This window comes from Alteromonas ulvae (assembly GCF_048987005.1).
GTDB lineage: Bacteria > Pseudomonadota > Gammaproteobacteria > Enterobacterales > Alteromonadaceae > Alteromonas.
On sequence record NZ_CP185261.1, the window covers coordinates 2627413 to 2644991 of the forward strand.

General features: G+C 42.4%; 21 protein-coding genes. 16 read left to right on the forward strand and 5 right to left on the reverse strand.

From position 1 onward, the window contains the following. The first annotated feature begins 145 nt into the window (after window positions 1-145). Together maoP and ACOJR9_RS11490 are read left to right on the forward strand one after the other, a co-directional pair. Complete coding sequence (gene maoP, locus ACOJR9_RS11485; RefSeq protein WP_420933107.1) at window positions 146-499, forward strand: DUF413 domain-containing protein; 354 nt, start codon at window positions 146-148, stop codon at window positions 497-499. Window positions 500-711: 212 nt separating this feature from the next. Continuing rightward, window positions 712-1461, forward strand: coding sequence for a PRC-barrel domain-containing protein (locus tag ACOJR9_RS11490; protein WP_420933108.1), 750 nt, complete (start codon window positions 712-714; stop codon window positions 1459-1461). Between the two features lie 99 nt (window positions 1462-1560). Here the strand turns inward: ACOJR9_RS11490 and ACOJR9_RS11495 are convergent, their stop codons facing one another. Further along, on the reverse strand, window positions 1561-1872 hold the full coding sequence (locus tag ACOJR9_RS11495) for a metalloregulator ArsR/SmtB family transcription factor (protein WP_420933109.1): 312 nt from the start codon (window positions 1870-1872) through the stop codon (window positions 1561-1563). 174 nt (window positions 1873-2046) lie between these two features. Here ACOJR9_RS11495 and ACOJR9_RS11500 point away from each other — a divergent pair, with 174 nt between their 5' ends. The 14 genes from ACOJR9_RS11500 to ACOJR9_RS11565 all read left to right on the forward strand — a co-directional run bounded on the left by ACOJR9_RS11500 (window position 2047) and on the right by ACOJR9_RS11565 (window position 13555). Further along, window positions 2047-2397 carry a rhodanese-like domain-containing protein gene (locus tag ACOJR9_RS11500; RefSeq protein ID WP_420933110.1) on the forward strand — a complete coding sequence of 117 codons (351 nt, stop codon included), beginning with the start codon at window positions 2047-2049 and terminating at the stop codon, window positions 2395-2397. A gap of 67 nt (window positions 2398-2464) precedes the next feature. Continuing rightward, window positions 2465-3394 carry a LysR family transcriptional regulator gene (locus tag ACOJR9_RS11505; protein ID WP_420933111.1) on the forward strand — a complete coding sequence of 310 codons (930 nt, stop codon included), beginning with the start codon at window positions 2465-2467 and terminating at the stop codon, window positions 3392-3394. Between the two features lie 549 nt (window positions 3395-3943). Further along, entirely contained in the window at window positions 3944-5278 is a 1335-nt protein-coding gene (locus ACOJR9_RS11510) for a sigma-54-dependent transcriptional regulator (RefSeq protein ID WP_420933112.1), read from the forward strand. A gap of 14 nt (window positions 5279-5292) precedes the next feature. Then, window positions 5293-5529, forward strand: coding sequence for a hypothetical protein (locus tag ACOJR9_RS11515; RefSeq protein WP_420933113.1), 237 nt, complete (start codon window positions 5293-5295; stop codon window positions 5527-5529). After that, window positions 5522-7036 carry a sensor histidine kinase gene (locus tag ACOJR9_RS11520; protein ID WP_420933114.1) on the forward strand — a complete coding sequence of 505 codons (1515 nt, stop codon included), beginning with the start codon at window positions 5522-5524 and terminating at the stop codon, window positions 7034-7036. Before ACOJR9_RS11515 ends, ACOJR9_RS11520 begins: the two co-directional genes overlap by 8 nt. Then, window positions 7026-7478: a response regulator gene (locus ACOJR9_RS11525; RefSeq protein WP_420933115.1), complete on the forward strand. Its 453-nt coding sequence runs from the start codon at window positions 7026-7028 to the stop codon at window positions 7476-7478. Before ACOJR9_RS11520 ends, ACOJR9_RS11525 begins: the two co-directional genes overlap by 11 nt. Window positions 7479-7489: 11 nt before the next feature. Further along, complete coding sequence (locus tag ACOJR9_RS11530; RefSeq protein WP_420933116.1) at window positions 7490-9655, forward strand: response regulator; 2166 nt, start codon at window positions 7490-7492, stop codon at window positions 9653-9655. A gap of 181 nt (window positions 9656-9836) precedes the next feature. After that, window positions 9837-10154, forward strand: a complete 318-nt coding sequence (locus tag ACOJR9_RS11535) for a DUF883 domain-containing protein (protein ID WP_420933117.1) — start codon at window positions 9837-9839, stop codon at window positions 10152-10154. Window positions 10155-10156: 2 nt separating this feature from the next. Continuing rightward, complete coding sequence (locus tag ACOJR9_RS11540) at window positions 10157-10753, forward strand: hypothetical protein (RefSeq protein WP_420933118.1); 597 nt, start codon at window positions 10157-10159, stop codon at window positions 10751-10753. A gap of 87 nt (window positions 10754-10840) precedes the next feature. Then, window positions 10841-11083, forward strand: coding sequence for a hypothetical protein (locus tag ACOJR9_RS11545; RefSeq protein ID WP_420933119.1), 243 nt, complete (start codon window positions 10841-10843; stop codon window positions 11081-11083). Between the two features lie 24 nt (window positions 11084-11107). After that, entirely contained in the window at window positions 11108-11716 is a 609-nt protein-coding gene (locus ACOJR9_RS11550; RefSeq protein ID WP_420933120.1) for a CC0125/CC1285 family lipoprotein, read from the forward strand. A gap of 237 nt (window positions 11717-11953) precedes the next feature. Next, entirely contained in the window at window positions 11954-12598 is a 645-nt protein-coding gene (locus ACOJR9_RS11555) for a phosphoribosyl-AMP cyclohydrolase (protein WP_420933121.1), read from the forward strand. A 489-nt stretch (window positions 12599-13087) separates the two neighbouring features. After that, on the forward strand, window positions 13088-13264 hold the full coding sequence (locus ACOJR9_RS11560) for a DUF1328 domain-containing protein (RefSeq protein WP_334031249.1): 177 nt from the start codon (window positions 13088-13090) through the stop codon (window positions 13262-13264). Window positions 13265-13306: 42 nt separating this feature from the next. Continuing rightward, complete coding sequence (locus tag ACOJR9_RS11565; RefSeq protein ID WP_420933122.1) at window positions 13307-13555, forward strand: hypothetical protein; 249 nt, start codon at window positions 13307-13309, stop codon at window positions 13553-13555. A gap of 139 nt (window positions 13556-13694) precedes the next feature. Here the strand turns inward: ACOJR9_RS11565 and ACOJR9_RS11570 are convergent, their stop codons facing one another. From ACOJR9_RS11570 to ACOJR9_RS11585, 4 genes are read right to left on the reverse strand one after another with little or no spacing between them, the layout of a single operon-like run. Continuing rightward, window positions 13695-13913, reverse strand: coding sequence for a hypothetical protein (locus tag ACOJR9_RS11570; RefSeq protein WP_420933123.1), 219 nt, complete (start codon window positions 13911-13913; stop codon window positions 13695-13697). Further along, window positions 13914-16730: a DUF349 domain-containing protein gene (locus ACOJR9_RS11575; RefSeq protein ID WP_420933124.1), complete on the reverse strand. Its 2817-nt coding sequence runs from the start codon at window positions 16728-16730 to the stop codon at window positions 13914-13916. Next, window positions 16720-17013 (reverse strand): YeaC family protein, encoded by a 294-nt coding sequence (locus tag ACOJR9_RS11580; protein ID WP_420933125.1) that lies wholly within the window; start codon window positions 17011-17013, stop codon window positions 16720-16722. The genes ACOJR9_RS11575 and ACOJR9_RS11580 overlap by 11 nt, the downstream gene beginning before the upstream one ends. Continuing rightward, window positions 17014-17340 (reverse strand): hypothetical protein, encoded by a 327-nt coding sequence (locus ACOJR9_RS11585; protein ID WP_420933126.1) that lies wholly within the window; start codon window positions 17338-17340, stop codon window positions 17014-17016. Window positions 17341-17579: the final 239 nt, after the last annotated feature.

A 17579-nucleotide genomic window follows, 5' to 3' on the forward strand; every position in this document is an offset into this window, starting at 1 on the left:
TTATCAAACTAAATTAAACTCTCCATATCTCAATTCAAAGCAGTATCATTTTTTTTTATTGATAAGAAAAAAATCTTTTGCTTTAACTTAGCAAAAACTTGTTTTAAAAGTTCGCTGTGAAATTAACTACGTTGGAACTATTATCATGAGCACAGCGATTCGTCCTTCAAACAAACCCTTTGTAGACCGTCGGAAGTTTCCTTATGGCTTTAAAAAATCAGGGGATTTTAGTATTTCCGAAGCAAATATACTCACTACTTATGGCATTACTCTACTCGACTTAGAAAATGGTGACTTGAAACCTGAAACAACGGAAGAGAAACATTTCGTCAAATTTATCAGCGGAAAAGCGCAAGCATCGAGCAGCATTGAAAAAACATGGGCAAAGTATGTTCAGCTAGCAAGGGGCAGAAGACAGTTTTTTACATTGCATAGCAGTGCCAGTAATCAAGCAGATTACGATGAATCTTACTCAGACGACGAGTTCGATGTTGCATAAACCTTATGGTAACGTATTAAAAAAGCTCGCGAATTCGCGAGCTTTTTCGTTTGGGCGACTGATCTCAATAGGGAAGTTGCACGAACAAAGTGTAGACATGATGTTTTAGCATTAAAAGCGACTATACTTATTAAAGAGAATGTTTCATGCCTCTGCATAGTGGAGCAGGCGTCGCATTAGTTCTCTTGTCAGCCGAGCAAAGGAGGAGCAAGATGATTATAAGTTCAAAACAACTCACCCAATATTCTATCCACGCAACAGACGCGACCGTTGGCGGTATTAAAGATATTCTTTTTGACGATGAAACCTATACAACACGCTATTTAGTAGCAGATACCAATACGTGGTTGCCATTGAGTAGAAAGGTGGTGATATCTCCTGTGTCAGTGTCTCAAGTGGATATGCAAGAGGAAAGCGTACACGTAGACATGACAGTTGATACGCTCAAAAACAGCCCATCTATTGACGAACACAAACCCGTGTCGCGGGAATACGAAGAGCATTTATTTAAATATTTTGGTTACGGCTACTACTGGATTGGGCCCGGTGCGTGGGGAGAATACGCACATCCTAACGAGTTGGTGACGACACCGACAGCCACAGAGGCAGATGCCGAGGGTGCACTTCCGTCAGAATCGACTAATCATCTGCGCGCTTGCGGCGAAATAAATGGCTACGAAGTTGCAACGACAGACGACAAGGTAGGTCACATAAGTGAGTTTTTGATAGATACTACTACCTGGCAGTTAGTCATGTTAGTAGTGGATACTAATAACTGGTTGCCAGGCGGAAAACACGTGGCACTGCTGCCGCGAGATATTAAACAAATTGATTGGGCTGCCCATAGTGTCGTGGTGAACTTGAGTCATGACGATTTACTTCAACGACCTGAAGTGGACGGTGAAAAATTAGGTGATGGGAGCTATATCGCTGCGCTTGTCGCTCAAATAGACGAGGCTTAAAAGCGGAAAAGTAAGAGATGTCCACATATAAACGGACACAGTAAGGGCGTATTGGCTTTTGTTATGCATTTTTGCATTACAGAGCAACACGCCCCAGTTTTATTCGCAGAAGAACTCATACATCAGCGCAATTAGGCGCTTAACTCTCTCATCAGACAATCTATAAAAGATAGTTTGCCCCTCTCTTCTCGTTGCCACCATGTTCGACTCCCGCAACAATGCTAAATGTTGGGAGATTACTGGTTGTGAAACACTTACAATTTGCAATAATTCAGATACCGATTTCTCTTGCTTTAGCAAGGAGCAAAGGATCATGAGCCTCGTCTTATTCGCAAATTGCTTAAGAAATAACTCTGCTTCCGCAGAATGTTCCATCATTTCGCTTGGGCTTAATACAGCGTATTCAGACATGAGCGTTTCCTAATAACATTAACTTTGTTGATGAATCTACCGTCTTGTTAGACTAAAGTATAAGAATTTCTGGTCAAACGGTAAAAATAGACGCTAAACCGACTATATTATCTTGTCTTAAATAACTCATAACTATAAATTAGTTTATACTTATATCGTAATTTGGAAAGTAAAATGCTAATAGATCTAAAATCTCGTTTAGAAAATATCGATGTAAATATTCGAATTATTTCTGCAAAAGAAGCCGCAGACGAAATGAAAACTAACCAAGGACTGTTAGTTGATGTGCGAGAGCCAGCAGAAGTAGCAGAAAATCATGTTGAAGCCTCACTTCATATTCCACGAGGCATATTAGAAATGAAAATGTTAGAACTGGTAAACGATGCATCAAAACCCATTTACCTGCATTGCGCATCTGGCGCTCGAGCTAAGCTTTCTGCTGAACAACTTATTAGAATGGGCTATGAAAACGTATCTGTGATTACGTGTTCATTAGCTACAATCAAGCAAGTTCATCGCACATAGAAATGTAAAACTTTTTATAATCGAGTTTTATCATTAACATTTTCCTTTAAATTAAAACGGTTGAAGTATGCTGAAATCCACATTAGAGCAATGGAGAATGTTTAAAGCAGTGGTGGATGCCGGCGGTTTTAATCAAGCTTCAACGGTAGTGCACAAAAGCCAATCTAGTGTGCATCATGCTGTTCAAAAACTAGAAAATGCTATAGGCGTAGTTTTATTCGAAAACAGTGGTCGCAAAGTCAAACTGTCTCCTCAGGGGGAGTTAATGTACCGTAGAGCCACTTTTCTACTCGGTGAAGCCCAGAAGCTAGAAGCAATTGCATATAGCCTGCGCTCAGGTACCGAAACTACATTGCGAGTAGCTGTCGACATTATTTTTCCCTCGCAGCTACTCTATAATGTACTTAACAAAGTTTCTGAAGAGTTCCCTCTTTTACGGGTTGAGTTGGAAGAGACTGTGCTAAGTGGCAGTAACACCATGCTGTCAAGCGGCAATGTAGATATTGGTATATCTCCCTTCCTTTATCCCAATGGCTTTAGTGAAGACCTTTGTGAGATTGAGTTTGTGGCGGTGGCTCATAAAGACCACCCACTACATCAACTTGGCCGCACTCTAACCCTTCAAGACTTGAAGTCCCATAGACAAATTGTGGTTCGAGACTCATCGGCGGAACGCAAAGTGGACGCAGGCTGGCTTGGCGCTGACCAGCGCTGGACGGTGAGTCATGTAAGAACGTCTGTTGATATAATTGCACAAGGGCTTGGCTTTGCATGGTTACCGATAGCCATCATCAGAAAAGAGCTCGAAAGTGGCATACTTAAATTATTACCACTTCACAATAATGCAGCTCTGAGAAAGACATTACTCTATTTGTCTTTTGAAGATGGAGACGCTCTCGGTCCAGCTGCAAGAGCCTTCATTGGCGAACTGCGCCATCAGACAATGCAACTACCCACGTCTGACTTTATTACTTCAGAGTGTATCGAAAACAAGTAGTCAATATTGCAAAGCGAGTAATATTTTCAAACTAACGAGTAATATTGTCATGCTATCTGTGAATTCCCTCCCCTCTGTCTCGATGCCCTGTCCCACTGACTTGTCAAAAGTGACTCAGTCAACGCAATTATAGGTGCAGTGATTCTATAAGAAACATAATTAGCTATGTCACATGGACCGTTAGTTATATACCCTTGGTCCTATATTAGCCATCTGCCAAAATCTCAACTTATTACACTATGTCAAACAAGTCGAGCCTACGCTGACTGTGAAGGGAACGAATTTTGCAGAATAGCCGGCTACTAACAGAGCTTGTAGCATTAAAAATGGACATTTAGCCAGGACAGCAACACGCTAATAGATAAACGCGATAACCTGGCGCTTACTCAGATGCGCAAACTAAGTCCGCGCGCTACTACATGTAAAAAATTACGATGCAAAGATAACTTCTTCCACACTTAATGGTAGACTTTTATCTTAATGCGAAATTATATAATTGATATTATTCTATTTTTCATAACTATGGGATAAATAAAGAGGGATTCTCACGTGCTCACCGTATTACTTGTCGATGACGACGCCGAATTTACAGAAGTAGCTTGTACCATTATCGAATTTTTAGGGCACGAAGTGCTCACGGCGGCTACGCTTCAAGAGGCGAGAAACTGGATAGAAAAAGAAACATTTGACCATATTCTACTCGATTTCATGTTGCCAGATGGCAGCGGAGCACACTTGTTCGACGAATTAGACGAACTAGAGAAACGTCCTCGAGTTACGCTTATTACCGGTCACCCATCAGTAAAAAGCGTTATAAAAGGGTTGTGTGGTCCAAACATTGACTATCTCGTTAAACCAATTCAACGTGAGGATATCGAAGCGGTATTAACAAGAAAATCGGAAAAAGCGGCACCGAAAAAAGCAAAAATTGAAAAGCACTTCGACCTACTTATCGGTGAATCACCGGCAATGAAAGATCTTTACAAGCTTATTTCACGAGTAAGTAAAACGAGTGCAAACGTTATGCTGTTAGGCGAAAGTGGTGTGGGTAAAGAAGTGGTTGCTGCTGCAATTCACAAAGCATCAGACAGCGAGGGCACCTATGTCGCCACCAACTGCGGTGCGTTTTCTAAAGAGCTTATTGCCAGTGAGTTGTTTGGCCACGAGAAAGGCGCGTTTACAGGCGCAGTTGGCCGTAAAGAAGGGGTATTCGAGCAAGCGGAAAGCGGCACGCTGTTTTTAGATGAAATAACCGAAATGCCAATTGACATGCAGCCCAACTTGCTACGTGTTTTAGAGAATAAAGTAGTGATACGAGTGGGTGGCACTAAAACTATTCCCGTCAATTGTCGCGTAGTATCAGCGACCAATAGAACAATGGAAGAAATTGCGCAAAGTAAAGTATTAAGAGAAGACATCTACTTCAGATTAGCAGTATTCCCAATTACCATTCCACCTCTTCGCGAAAGAAAAGAAGATATAGCTCTTTTGGCGAAAACCTTTATTGAAGAGTTTAACAACGACAACAACGCCAAATTCAAATGGGACGACACCCAGCTAGACACTCTGCAGGCCTATGATTGGCCAGGCAACGTGCGTGAGCTACGTCACTTTGTTCACCGCGCGGCTATAATGAGCGATCCGCAAAGTAGTGCACTAGAGCTTCCGAAAACTATCGAATCTCCTTTTGCACAAAAACAAAGTACTACGCCTTCCCTTCAAGCTGGTCGAACTATTGAGGATGTAGAAAAAGAACTTATCTACGCTACGCTTGAAAAAGTGAATGGCAATAAAACGATGGCCGCTGAAATGCTAGGTATTAGCACCAAGACACTTTACAACCGACTGCATGCCTACGGCGATTTAAGTAAAGACGAGCAGTAAAAAGGCCGAATTGAATGACTGACGATGAGTTTTCGAAAATGAGTGTTTTCGTGCACGACGCGCGTAAACCACTGAATCGCATTTCTATGCAGGCGGAATTAATTAAAATGGCCCTAAATGGCGATATTCCAACTCAAAAAGCTGTTGATGCGTTAGACAAAATAATTGCAAGCGCAAAAGTTTGCAGCAATACGCTAGCCGAAATGACCTCAGAAATGGGTTCATCAAATTCGAGTCATTCGGATGATTAAAGCAATGTTGTCATCAGTATACAGCTGGATATTGATGGTCATACTGGTGATAGCAGTGATTACCGCTAATTCATTTTATGTGGTTAATACGTTGGACGACCTATCTGCAATGGAAGCAAGGCTGTTCAGTACTAATCGTATAATTAGTGCTGTCAACAAGCTTCATGTGGTGCTGTTGCGAGCAGAGTCAGGACAAAGAGGTTATTTACTTACGGGTAATGAGGCCTATTTGATGGAGTATACCGAAACGCTTAATACATTTTCATCCGTAGCAGAAGAAGTTGAAGTGAGCGCGTTTTCATCCGGTACACCTGAACAACATAGTCGGATAAATGAATTACTTAGAATAACGAAACAAAAAATTAACGGCATGGTCGAGATTGTTGAACTTGCACGTTTAGATCAGCAAGACCAAGCAATTGATTTATTGCGCTCTGACCGCGGTCTACAGTTGTATAATCAATTTGTCAGTATTTTTGAGGCAATTGACAGCTCTGAAAGAGATATTCAAGGTACTTATTTAGCAAGTTTGATGAAACTCCGTCGCGACTCTGTCAATACCTTAATTATTTCATCTGCCACTACCCTTCTTCTCATAATGACTATTTTTTTACTGCTTAAAGTTAATGCGAGAGAAAACGAGAAACATCAATCGGAGCTTGAGGGCATTAATGAAGAATTAGAGGCCAAGATAGCAGCACGCACTCAGGAATTAAGTGTGTATTCCGATGAACTTGCGCGAAGTAATAGGGAATTGGAAGACTTTGCGTTTGTGGCTTCTCATGATCTTCAAGAGCCGTTGAGAAAAATTCGCGCTTTCGGTAACAGAATAGAGTCTGGTTATGGCGATGTTATCGATGAGCGAGGCAAAGACTTTCTTGCCAGAATGCTTAACGCCGCCGAGCGTATGTCTATGCTCATTTCGGATTTGCTCTCATTCTCTCGGGTTTCCACTCGCGGCAAAGAATTCGTAGACGTGGAGCTAAACACCATTTTTTCAAGTGTTTTAAGCGACCTTGAAATAGCAATTGAAGAAAAGTCTGCTCAGGTTAACGTTACAAACATGCCGAGTATCCGAGGTGATAAATCTCAACTAGAACAGTTGTTTTTAAACCTTATATCAAACGCGCTCAAATTTCAGACCGCCGATGTTGCACCTGTAATAGATATAGAACGTAAAGACCTCACTGTTGATGAACGAAGCGCACTGCTAAAATCTGACGAGTATGAGTGGATAAAAATAACGGTAAGTGACAATGGGATTGGTTTTGAGCAGTCTTTTTCTGAAAAAATCTTTGCCCCATTCCAGCGATTGCACGGTAGAAGTGAATACAAAGGTACTGGAATTGGACTTGCTGTGTGCCGCCGCATTGTAGAAAGACATAACGGAACTATCGCCGCCACCAGTGAAATTGGAAAAGGCGCTAAGTTTGATATTATTTTACCCCTAGACAGCGAGCCATTCGGCTCGGATAACGATAATGGAGAGTCTTCGCATGATGCGTAAACAAGCCCAACCAATTAATATCTTAATGGCAGATGACGATGAAGATGATCGCTTACTTACCGTTGATGCGCTAAAAGAATCTCGTGTTTTAAACACACTTTTTTGTGTTGAAGACGGCATAGAGCTACTAGAATTTTTACGTCACGAGGGCAAATATGCCGATGCAGAAAAGTATCCGCGTCCAAGTTTAATTTTGCTCGATCTGAACATGCCCCGTAAAGATGGTCGTGAAGCACTCCAAGAGCTGAAAAACGATCCTAAACTGCGCAGTATACCCGTGGTTATCTTAACGACATCGAAAGAAGAGGAAGACATGCTGCGTGGTTACGATTTAGGTTGCGCCTCATATATTACTAAGCCAGTAAATTTCGAAGGTTTAGTTGACCTAATGCGAGCTCTTGGCCGCTATTGGATTGAATTCGTAGAACTACCACACGAGTAGCGGAGTACTAGATGACAGAGGTAATAAAGATTCTATTGATTGAGGATGATGAAGATGACTACTTCCTTACCTCTGACTATCTAGAACGGTGTGAATCTTCAACATTCGAGCTTACATGGGTAACCGACAGCGATGCGGCACTGGAAGCATTAAAAGAAAGCTCCTTCGACTTATGCTTACTCGACTTTTTATTAGGCGCAGAGAACGCGCTCGATGTGTTGAGTATTTTAAAAGCAAATCAATTTAATCTTCCTGTTGTTATATTGACTGGTCAATCCGACACCATGGTTGATGAAATGGTGATGCGCGCGGGTGCGGCAGATTATTTACAGAAGTCTGAAATTGAATCTCCACGCTTTATGCGCACTATTCGCTACGCTCTCGTTCGAAGAGACATCGAAAATGAGCGGATAGAACGAAATAAAGTAGAGCAAAAAAACAAAGCAAAAGATAAGTTTCTTGCCCACTTAGGTCATGAATTACGAACGCCGCTCACCTCAATACTTGGCTACACAGAACTACTGATTGACGACGCGAGAAATAGTCCGTTTCAACAAGAACTATCGATTATTCACTCTAACGGTAAACACTTGTTAAGCCTGCTTAACGACTTACTCGATATGTCTCGAATAATGGCTGACAAACTCGAGTTGAATGTAAAGCAAGTGAACTTATCGGCGTTTCTCACCGACATCCACTCTTTGATGCAGTTGAATGCTAAAGACAAGGGGCTCAGCTTAAATGTGGTTGCGAAAACCAAGATGCCTGAGTTTATTCAGACAGACCCAACACGTCTTCGTCAAATATTGCTTAATTTAATTACCAACGCGGTAAAATTTACAGATCACGGTACCATCACACTTACCATTGAAGTTGAAACGATGGCGGCAGACGAACAGTTTATTCGACCAGAAAAGGGGTTGAGGTTTACCGTCGACGATACTGGCATCGGTATGGCACCGGATAAACTCGAAAATATATTTCATCCCTTTGAGCAAATTGAAGACGTTATGCGTGCAAATCATGGTGGAGCAGGTCTGGGGCTCGCAATTTGTAAAGAGTTAGTCTGCAAACTCGATGGTGACATTTCAGTGACATCTCGCATGGGAGAGGGCAGCAGCTTTAGCTTTTTTATTAATCCAGGGGATATAAGTACTCAGCCATTAGAAGAGCTTGCCTTAGGTCAACTTTCAATCGTTGAGCCAGCTAACTTAAATTTAAAATTGACTGGGAAAGTGCTTATTGTAGACGACCTGAGAGAAATAAGGCGTCTTACTGGTCACTTAGTCAGTCAATCTAAGGCCGATATTAGCTATGCAGAGAATGGTGTGAAAGCACTTGAAGCCGTTTTAGAAGCTGATGAGCAGAATGCTCCTTTTAACTTGATATTAATGGACATTCATATGCCGGTAATGAATGGCATTGAAGCGCTTCATGCCATCAGGCGACATGGCAAAAATCTTCCCGTTATTGCAGTAACCGCAGCGAGCCGCAAAGGACTTAGAGAGTCGCTAATTCGAGAAGGGTTTGACGATGTTATCGGTAAGCCTATTGATAGATTTGCATTAGCCAATTTATTGTCGCTTTACTTACCTGCAGACAATCCTATTACCTTTTCCAATGTTGAAGCTCAAGTATCAGAAATGCCTACCACCAAACCTTTCGCACCTGAGGCGGCTTTTTCACAACAATACAATAGCAACGTGGATATTCCTAAACCACAAAAAGCGGACTCTCCTTCCCCTTCTATTCAACAAGAGCGTAACAGTAACGATTACTCAGTAGAAAACGATGCTGTAGCAACAGACAAAAAGAAAGTATTAGTCATCGAAGATGACGAAGATGCCGCAGAACTGCTGCAACTGTTTCTAACTCACCTTGGATGCGATGTTGTAAAGAGCCTGTGTGGAAATGAGGCTTTAGAAGCGATTAGTGAGCAACAGTTTGACCATGTTCTTATGGACTTAACACTGCCTGACTATGATGGCTATGAGCTAGCAAGAAAATTAAAGGCTAAGCAGAGTGACTGCAAGCTAACTATCGTTAGTGGTCATCAAGCGGATAGGGAAATTATGACCTCAATCGGTATTGATAGTGCATTACTCAAACCCGTTACCAAAGACGATTTAGAGAACGCGATCGCCGATGATCGTAATTCTCAGCCCCGAAATGGTTAACCGCGAAATTATTACAGGGTGTTCACGATACTGTGTGCATTCTTCCTTTCACTTTCTAAAAAGCTCACACTAAAAATAATTTTAGCCATAAAAATCAAAACATTACCAAAAATTCACAAAATGGTATAGCCATTGCTTTAGTCATAGGGAAAATGCATTTAGTAAAATCAAGGAGAATACTATGGCTACACAATCAGCTAAAAATACATCATCAAAAGCAAACACCTCTAATGAGCAAAGTCACCCAGTTACGGATCAACTGAAAGAGTCGCTCCATCAGTCTGTCGATAAGCTGGCAGACAATGCGAGTGCTGCTGAAGAGAATATTCGTCGCACCGCTACGTCATCGGCTGAAAATATGTCAGAGCGTAAACGTCTCGCTGAACAAAAATGGCAGGCATCTAAGGTGCGCAACTACGCTGTTGAAAACCCAGTAGCAACAGCCGGCCTTGCGTTTGCGGCAGGCATGCTAGTGACCTCATTATTGCGTAAGAAGTAATAATGTCAACGATACCTGATTTTCACAGCGCTCGTTTTATTGTGAGCCCTGAAAATCCATTTCGCCTGACTTCACCTTCGGAGCAGGCGCTCTACTTTATCGGCCAGAACGATTCTACGATTAAAGTCAATGTTGATGGTGGGGTTAGTACTGAGCAAGAAGACGCAACACCCGAAAGTAAAAGAAATAAAGACAGCGAACACGTCCTCTATCCCAACCCGTCTTATGATGAGATTATTGACGCGGTTACCAACGCGGTGAAGCAGCGAACCAAACAGGGCACTGCCTATCTAAGTTTGGTAAATAGCGAATTAATGCTTGTTAAAAAGTCTCTGTTCATTTCCGTTTTTGCAGCCCTCGCTGCTCTTCTGATTGGGATTGTGTGTTGGTTACTCATCAATATAGCACTTGGCGGGACGTTATATTCCTTCAGTATCAGTATTGTCGCAATCAGCGTTGTTTTATTGTGTTTCAACATCGGACTTTGTTTACTGTTTTACCGAATTGCAAAAAAAGCATTGCATTTGGTCAGCCTTAATCGGCTTATCTCGTTACTCAAACGTACCCTCGTTAACTCAAACACACAACAAAGCAACTAATAAAGCATCTGGCTAAAACTGCGCTATAGTTAAGAGAACACTATGATGGAAAACGCATTACTAAATAAACTTTTATTAAAGAATAATATGACTGACATTGCACAAAAAGAACGTAATTTTTATGCGCAGCGTCATCACGCACACCTCGCCGAAAAAGCGGCAAGGCAACATTGCCGATACCTGTTGGGAAAACCAGAAATTTTGTTAGCCATTGCAGCGTTAGGTGCATATAAAGGTATGTCTGATGCAAAACCAAATGTGAAGCGGAACCGTAAAAACTCTTTAATAGCGATAGGTAAAACCGCTTTGCTATCGCTGTTTAAATTATGATTGTCTGACAAAAGGAAGTAGTAAATGCGCCGTAAATTGGAAACATCCGCCTTAAAAAAACGTTACTTGAAATTGAAAACCTCTCACCTACTCTTAGGCGCGAACATTATAATAACGGCTTTGATAACGGGCTGCTCATCAGTACCCGTTGCCACTCCCACACCCTATAAATCAGCCAACTCTAAGCAAAGCTATGGTTATTCTAGTGAAAAACTAGGCGAAGGAGAGTACCGTATTTTATTTAAGGCTTCGGACAGGACACCTGCTGACAAAGTTCAGCAGTATGCGCTGCGGCGCGCTGCAGAGATCGCGAAGCAAAATGATTTCAGCTATGTAGCAGTAACGAAGACCAACATCACTAAAAAGCGGGTCCTAGCTCGTGAAGTATCATTGAACACCGACGAGCCCGTCGTTTTTCCATCAGATAAACAGTGCACTATGTCGGGATGTTCAAATGTAGCGCAACCTTCTACCACAGTAGATACAAACGATATCGAGAAAACGGCGATGAAAGACATATACTTTTCAATCGTTACCTCTATGTCGAATAATAAGCAAATGTTAGGCGCAAACGCCTTTTTGGTATCTGATCTTCTTTCAACACCACTTGATGAGAAGAACAAAGGGTATTAAGGCGATTTCACTTAGCCTAAAAAATTCATTCGGTGCATTGTAGATAAGCCTTCGGTGCATTCGATTTCCCTTCTTGACCGAACGCACTCCCGATTAACCCTCCCTTAATCTGTTTTTAACCCTCTGCAAAAGTACACTTCATAAGTTAGGTATATTATTCATTCATCGCAATGCAGTAGGCTTAGTTTCACGCAAGTCTCTAGCAAAATTATCGTTGTAAGACTGAAGGTATATGCCATGAATAATGTAAAAGCAATTCGCTCGAAAGTGACCGCTACTGTCGCATCTCTTCTTTTAGCGTCTGGATGCAGTGTTGCAGCCAATGCTCAGACTACCCAAAGTGGGGCGTACTTAAAAACCTCGCTTTCTGCTGAAGCATTAGACAACTCGTTGCTATATTCAAGCACGTGTATTACAGAAAGAGAGGTTATTAGCGCACAAAAAATGTGGGGGAGCGGCATTGTCAGAATTGGCACAGTATTTACTGATGGCGGCGACTATTCTGATGAAGCTGCTAATTTTATCCAAAAAATGTATGGATACGATCTGAGTAGCGTACTGTTTAAACCGACGTTGGCAGCAAATGATCAATTTCGCTCAAGTTTCGACGCCGCCCTTTCGTATTTTGTAGGCGGTAATGATGCGTACGAAGAGGATAAGGGCTTTGCAATAAAACCTTACACCAACGTGAAGTTTGATAACGTTGGCATTATTAACAATAGTTGCAGAATGGCGGTAGCCATGGGTAATTACTTTTTCATAGATACCAGTGGCGGCGAAACTAAAGTAGAATATACCTTTGCTTATGTTAAAGACAGTGATGGAAACTTACGTATAGTTGCCCACCAGTCGTCGTTACCTTATAACCCCAATCGCGGCTAGTCTACTACCTACATTACCATAGACGTGCAGCGTGTTCGTGCGCTGCATCAGGCCTAAAAATGAAGAATGGGGGCTTGCTCTATGAGCTCGGTACTCCTTGGCTAGTCCATTTTTTAAAGGATATTTCAATATAGGTAGTGGTGGACGAATAGTGTAACCAAACGACTTTTATACTAAAGGCTCACTATCTGACCAACCTAGGCAATTTCACCTAACGCCTGGTTCTCTCTCCTCATAATGTTAAGCCCATGGCCGACTACATTTCAAAGAATGTAAAAAGTGCAATTTACCTGTAACTATTGTCTACACACTGTGAACCTCCTACCAAACAAAAGAGCCAAAAATGAAATTACTTTAATACTTTCAACACTTTGCAAACAAGGCATGAAGATAGCATTAATTAAAATAACAACAGCTTAGATAGAGCAGAAGCTTAATCATAGCAAAAGCTATTGTGAACGTAACGGAAGCAACAAGAGGAAATAAGTCATGTTAGGCTGGGCAATCACATTTTTTATTATCGCCATTATTGCAGCAGTTTTTGGCTTCTCGGGCATCGCAGGTGCGGCAACAGGAATTGCACAGATATTATTTTTTGTATTTGTCGCCTTTCTCGTCATTTCACTTTTAGTGAATGCCTTGCGCGGTAAAGCACCGAAAGCGTAAGCAACATCTTATATACAGTATTAATTGAAAAGGAGTAAGGACATGAGTTCATTCAAGAATTTATTAAAAGTAGTAGCAGCACCAGCATTTGTACTTTCACTTGCAGCATGTAGTGAAAACGACGCGGAGAGCGCAGGCGAAGAACTTGACGAAATGGTCACAGACGCTGGCAATGCGCTTGAAGATGGCGGTGAAAAAATTGGCGACATGGCCAATGACGCTGGTAACGCCGTAGAAGATGCATGTGAAGACGTTAAAGAAGGCGTGGAAGCGGAAGACGACGACTGTTAGTTTGTTCCGTAGCTAAATGGCAAACATAGCTACACCTAACGCTACCGAAACAAAAAGGGCCGGTTTTTACTGGCCCTTTTTATGTTGACTTGTCCTGGGTTCGTTTGTCCTAAACTGGGTTAACGCAAAGAGACCGACTTTAGGAAACCTCTATACCGCCGAGCTCTCTTGCTAAGTCGTCCAGTGTAGACAAAGTTTCATCAAACTCACCCACAATATACGTGTATTTCACACTAACATGATGATCGGTTTGACCAAACTTAGCGCGCAACCCATCTGCATCAACATGTTTCACAGTATTGAGAAATCGATACGCAGACATCTCTGTATCAAATTGAAACTCTACACTATTTTCCATTTACGCCAGCACACTTGGATTGTTATCAATAATGGTAATAACACGCTGCAAAAGACCGCTTTCGCCTTCTTTCACTTCACCATGCTGTAACCAATCGCTCAATATCTCTTCCGCCTCTGGCGCTTCACCTTGCTCAAGTTTTGCCGTCATCATTTGAAGCTGCACACTCGAACGTACCGATGCATCAGATTGGGGACTAGGCATACCGCTAGCCACTTCTAACGCAACCGTCAACCACGTTCTATCATGCTTTGGCGCATTTGACGCACCAGCGTTAGTCAGCAAATTCGACCAGCGTTTACCCAAAGTTTCTAAAAGTTCATTCTTGGCTTCAGGTTCATCATTTTGCAACAACCGAATAATGGCGTGAGCTCGTGCCTCTATCACTTTTTCGTCGTGTTCACGCTGCATTGACTCCCTTTTCTTAAACAGGGTCTCAAGCTTGCGTTCTATCTTCACTCGCTGCGGCTTTGGCAGTGCTGACATTGCCTCTTGAACACCCTGAACCGCGCTTTGAAAAGTACTGTCATCGCCTTCTACATAGATAGATGCAATAGACGACAAAAGCTTTTCAGCTTGCTCAGTATACTCGCTAGTTTGCGCTCTACGCTGGGTTTTCAAACGTTCAAAAATGGCATCATTACTCGCTTTAAATTCTGCCCACAACCGGCTCTCCTCGCGCTTACCGGCATGTCCTATGCGTTTCCATTCTTGCTGCAGTTGCTGCGCAGATTCTGCTGCCACACTAATATCATCAGCATCTTGTAGCGCATTAACCTTATCCACTAGCCTTTGCTTATGCACCTGATTGTCGCTTTGCCACGCAAAAACTCGCTTTTGAAAAGGTGAACACACAGCCTTCCACTCAGTTTTAAGTTGCTCATATGCTTGCTTTTCAACTTGACCACAGGCTCGCCACTGCTTGGCAAACCTATCAAGGGTTTTGCTTAGTTCAGTTGGTTCAATGTCATCAGCTATCAACGCTACTTTTTCAATAATCGAACGACGCAGCTCTAACGCTGCTGCTCGTTCAGCATCTAATTTAGCGTAATGTTCTCTGCAAGGCTCAAACGCCTTCTCTAACGCGCTATCAAAATTCTGCTGCAACACTACATCTTCTTGTTCGCTGTCACTTGCAGAGGGGGTATTCAACGATAACCATTGGCTGCGTAAATACTTTATCGACTCGCTGCGCTTTTGTATATTATCCACTGGCGTAGCGGCCAACTCTTTGGCCTCTTCAACGAGAGCAGGTTTTCGCGGCGCCGCAATATAGCTCTGCCAACCTTCCAGTCTTGCTATGTCATCAGCCGTTTTCTGAAAACGTTTCTCGATGTCTTTCTTTAACCCTTCAGGCAGCAAAGCTACATTCTCAGACAGCTTCTTAAATTTAGCCATTGCCGCACGAAACTTGCCTTGAGAAACTAGGTTATCAACAATGCTTATTTGCTTTCTAACGTGTTTCAGTTCGTCAAGATGCTTTGACCTAGCCGCTTTTTCATCGGCTCTCACTTGCTTATTTGCTGATTTGAAACGCTGTAAAAGCGCTTTTGGCTGCGCAATAAGTTCGCGACTGATAGCTGAGTATTCCTCTATCGCAGTATCAAACTCATTGCGTAAATCGCGCTTTTGTTCATCACTCACGTCAGCACTGTTTAATTTTTGCGCCACGTTTTCAACTGCGTTCAGTCTAGACAATAACTTTTGACCGTATTGCTGCTGCATAGAGAATGCTTCAAGCTTTGTGTTTAGCACATCGACAGCCAGTTGTATTTCGTTTACTCGCTTGTCGTTACTGCCAAGCTGACTCAACTGCTCTAACGTAGCCTCAACACCTCTCACACTTTCATTTACCGTTGCCACATCAGCCAGCGTAGCCTCACACAAGCGGGTGTTGTACAACCAGCCTACTTGTTCTTTCGCGTGAATTAGCTGCTGTTCGCAAAGGGCTTGTGTATTAGCTAGTACTGCCGACTTTTGCTTCTCTTCCCACGCAGGACGGATCCTGTCTACATAGCGCGTAACTTGCTCAGCTATTTTGCTGCGTTTTTCTTCAAATTCTTGTATATCTTCTGATGAAAGAATGCCAGCTTGTGCAAATAAGCCTTCCAGCTCACTGTGGTAAATGGATTGCAAATCTATAACCTGTTCAACATCGGCTTTATCAAGTAGCGCACGGTATTTAGACAAACATAGGGTAAGCTGTTTTTTGAGTTCTATAGGTTTGTGTTCTGCAGCTCTTATTTCATCGATTCGGCTATTGATCGCATTTAGCGTATCGGAATCGCTCAGTTTTTTCGCCCATTTTTGCAGTGTATTAGTATGAGACTGACTGCTGATAAGCTGGCGTTGTAATTGGCCATTATTCGCATGTAAAAAAACGTGTTGCGTAAATGAAGGCTTATCAACCTTAGCTAAAAGCGCGAGAGCCAATTCAGTATCGCCTAACAGCTCAGGTTCGCGCTGCACCACATCAATGATCACCTCCGTACTTGCTGTTTCTTGCAAAAACGTAGACTTCTCTTGCGAGCTAAGCGCTACACTACCTTGGCCTGATATCGCTTCACTCACGCATTGCTGGGAAGCTTTTTTCACCTTTGGCGACTTGGCTATTTGTGCCATTTTTTGCCATAACACAAAACTGTTTAGCTTAGTTAACGCTGCAAGACTTACGTCTGCATTCTCATCGTTAAAGGCCAGCTCATGAAGAATTGTTTTGTCTTGAGGTTTTTCCGGTGAGAGTTTTTCAATGGCTTCCAGTCTTTTTTCTGGCTTTTGACTGGCATGAGAAGCTGCAAATATACGACTAAATATCATCCTGTTTGAACCGCGCTATCGTGTTGTTATCATCTTGGTGGTCCGATAGAGAGCGTCTGAAATCTGCTTTGCTTTTATGCACAATTTCTCCACTTTCTCCTACTGTCATGTGCTCAGACGACTTTTCGATTTTCGCCTGATACAACATCACAACCTGCATACTGCTGGCTTTCTGCTCTTCGTTGAGTGGCGTTCCATCAATCCACTTCCCGGTTTCAACGGCTTGACGCAAGCGTTCGTAAACTTCAGGCGTCATGTTACTAACTAGTGCATCTATATTCATTTATGAGAAACGCTTTATCATTACAATTCGAGCTCGGTTTACTAGGTACCAAACGAAACCTGCAATCGCGCCCAATATAGCAAGGTTATGCTGTAAATCACCTGGTTTGGTTCCCCCCCAGTACATAAAACCAAAGCTTGCCACAAATATCAGCATAGCAAGCAATGATTGGTTTTGAATACTTTGAAGTTTTTGAAACCGGTTAAGGCTTTGTTTGCGTTCAACATCTTCAGACGTTGCATCGCCAATTTTGAATCCGCAATGAGGACACTCTTTTGCCTTGTCAGATGTTTTTTTCTTGCACGACGGGCAGTCGACTAATGCCATGTGTTGCTCCTGTTTGTTCGCTGCGAGTAAGAAACGGAAATCATACGCTACAACGTATCGTTATCTCGCGGCCGAGTATCATACTGAAGTTAACGACAACAATGAAGTCAGATTATACACTTCGCAAACAAAAATGCGTGTTGCGGCACTGCGAAAACGCAACTCCACTACACGCAAATTTCTACTGTCCCCAAGCCGTTTAAGACTATTTATTTGTCTTAAACATTATTCATTTTCAG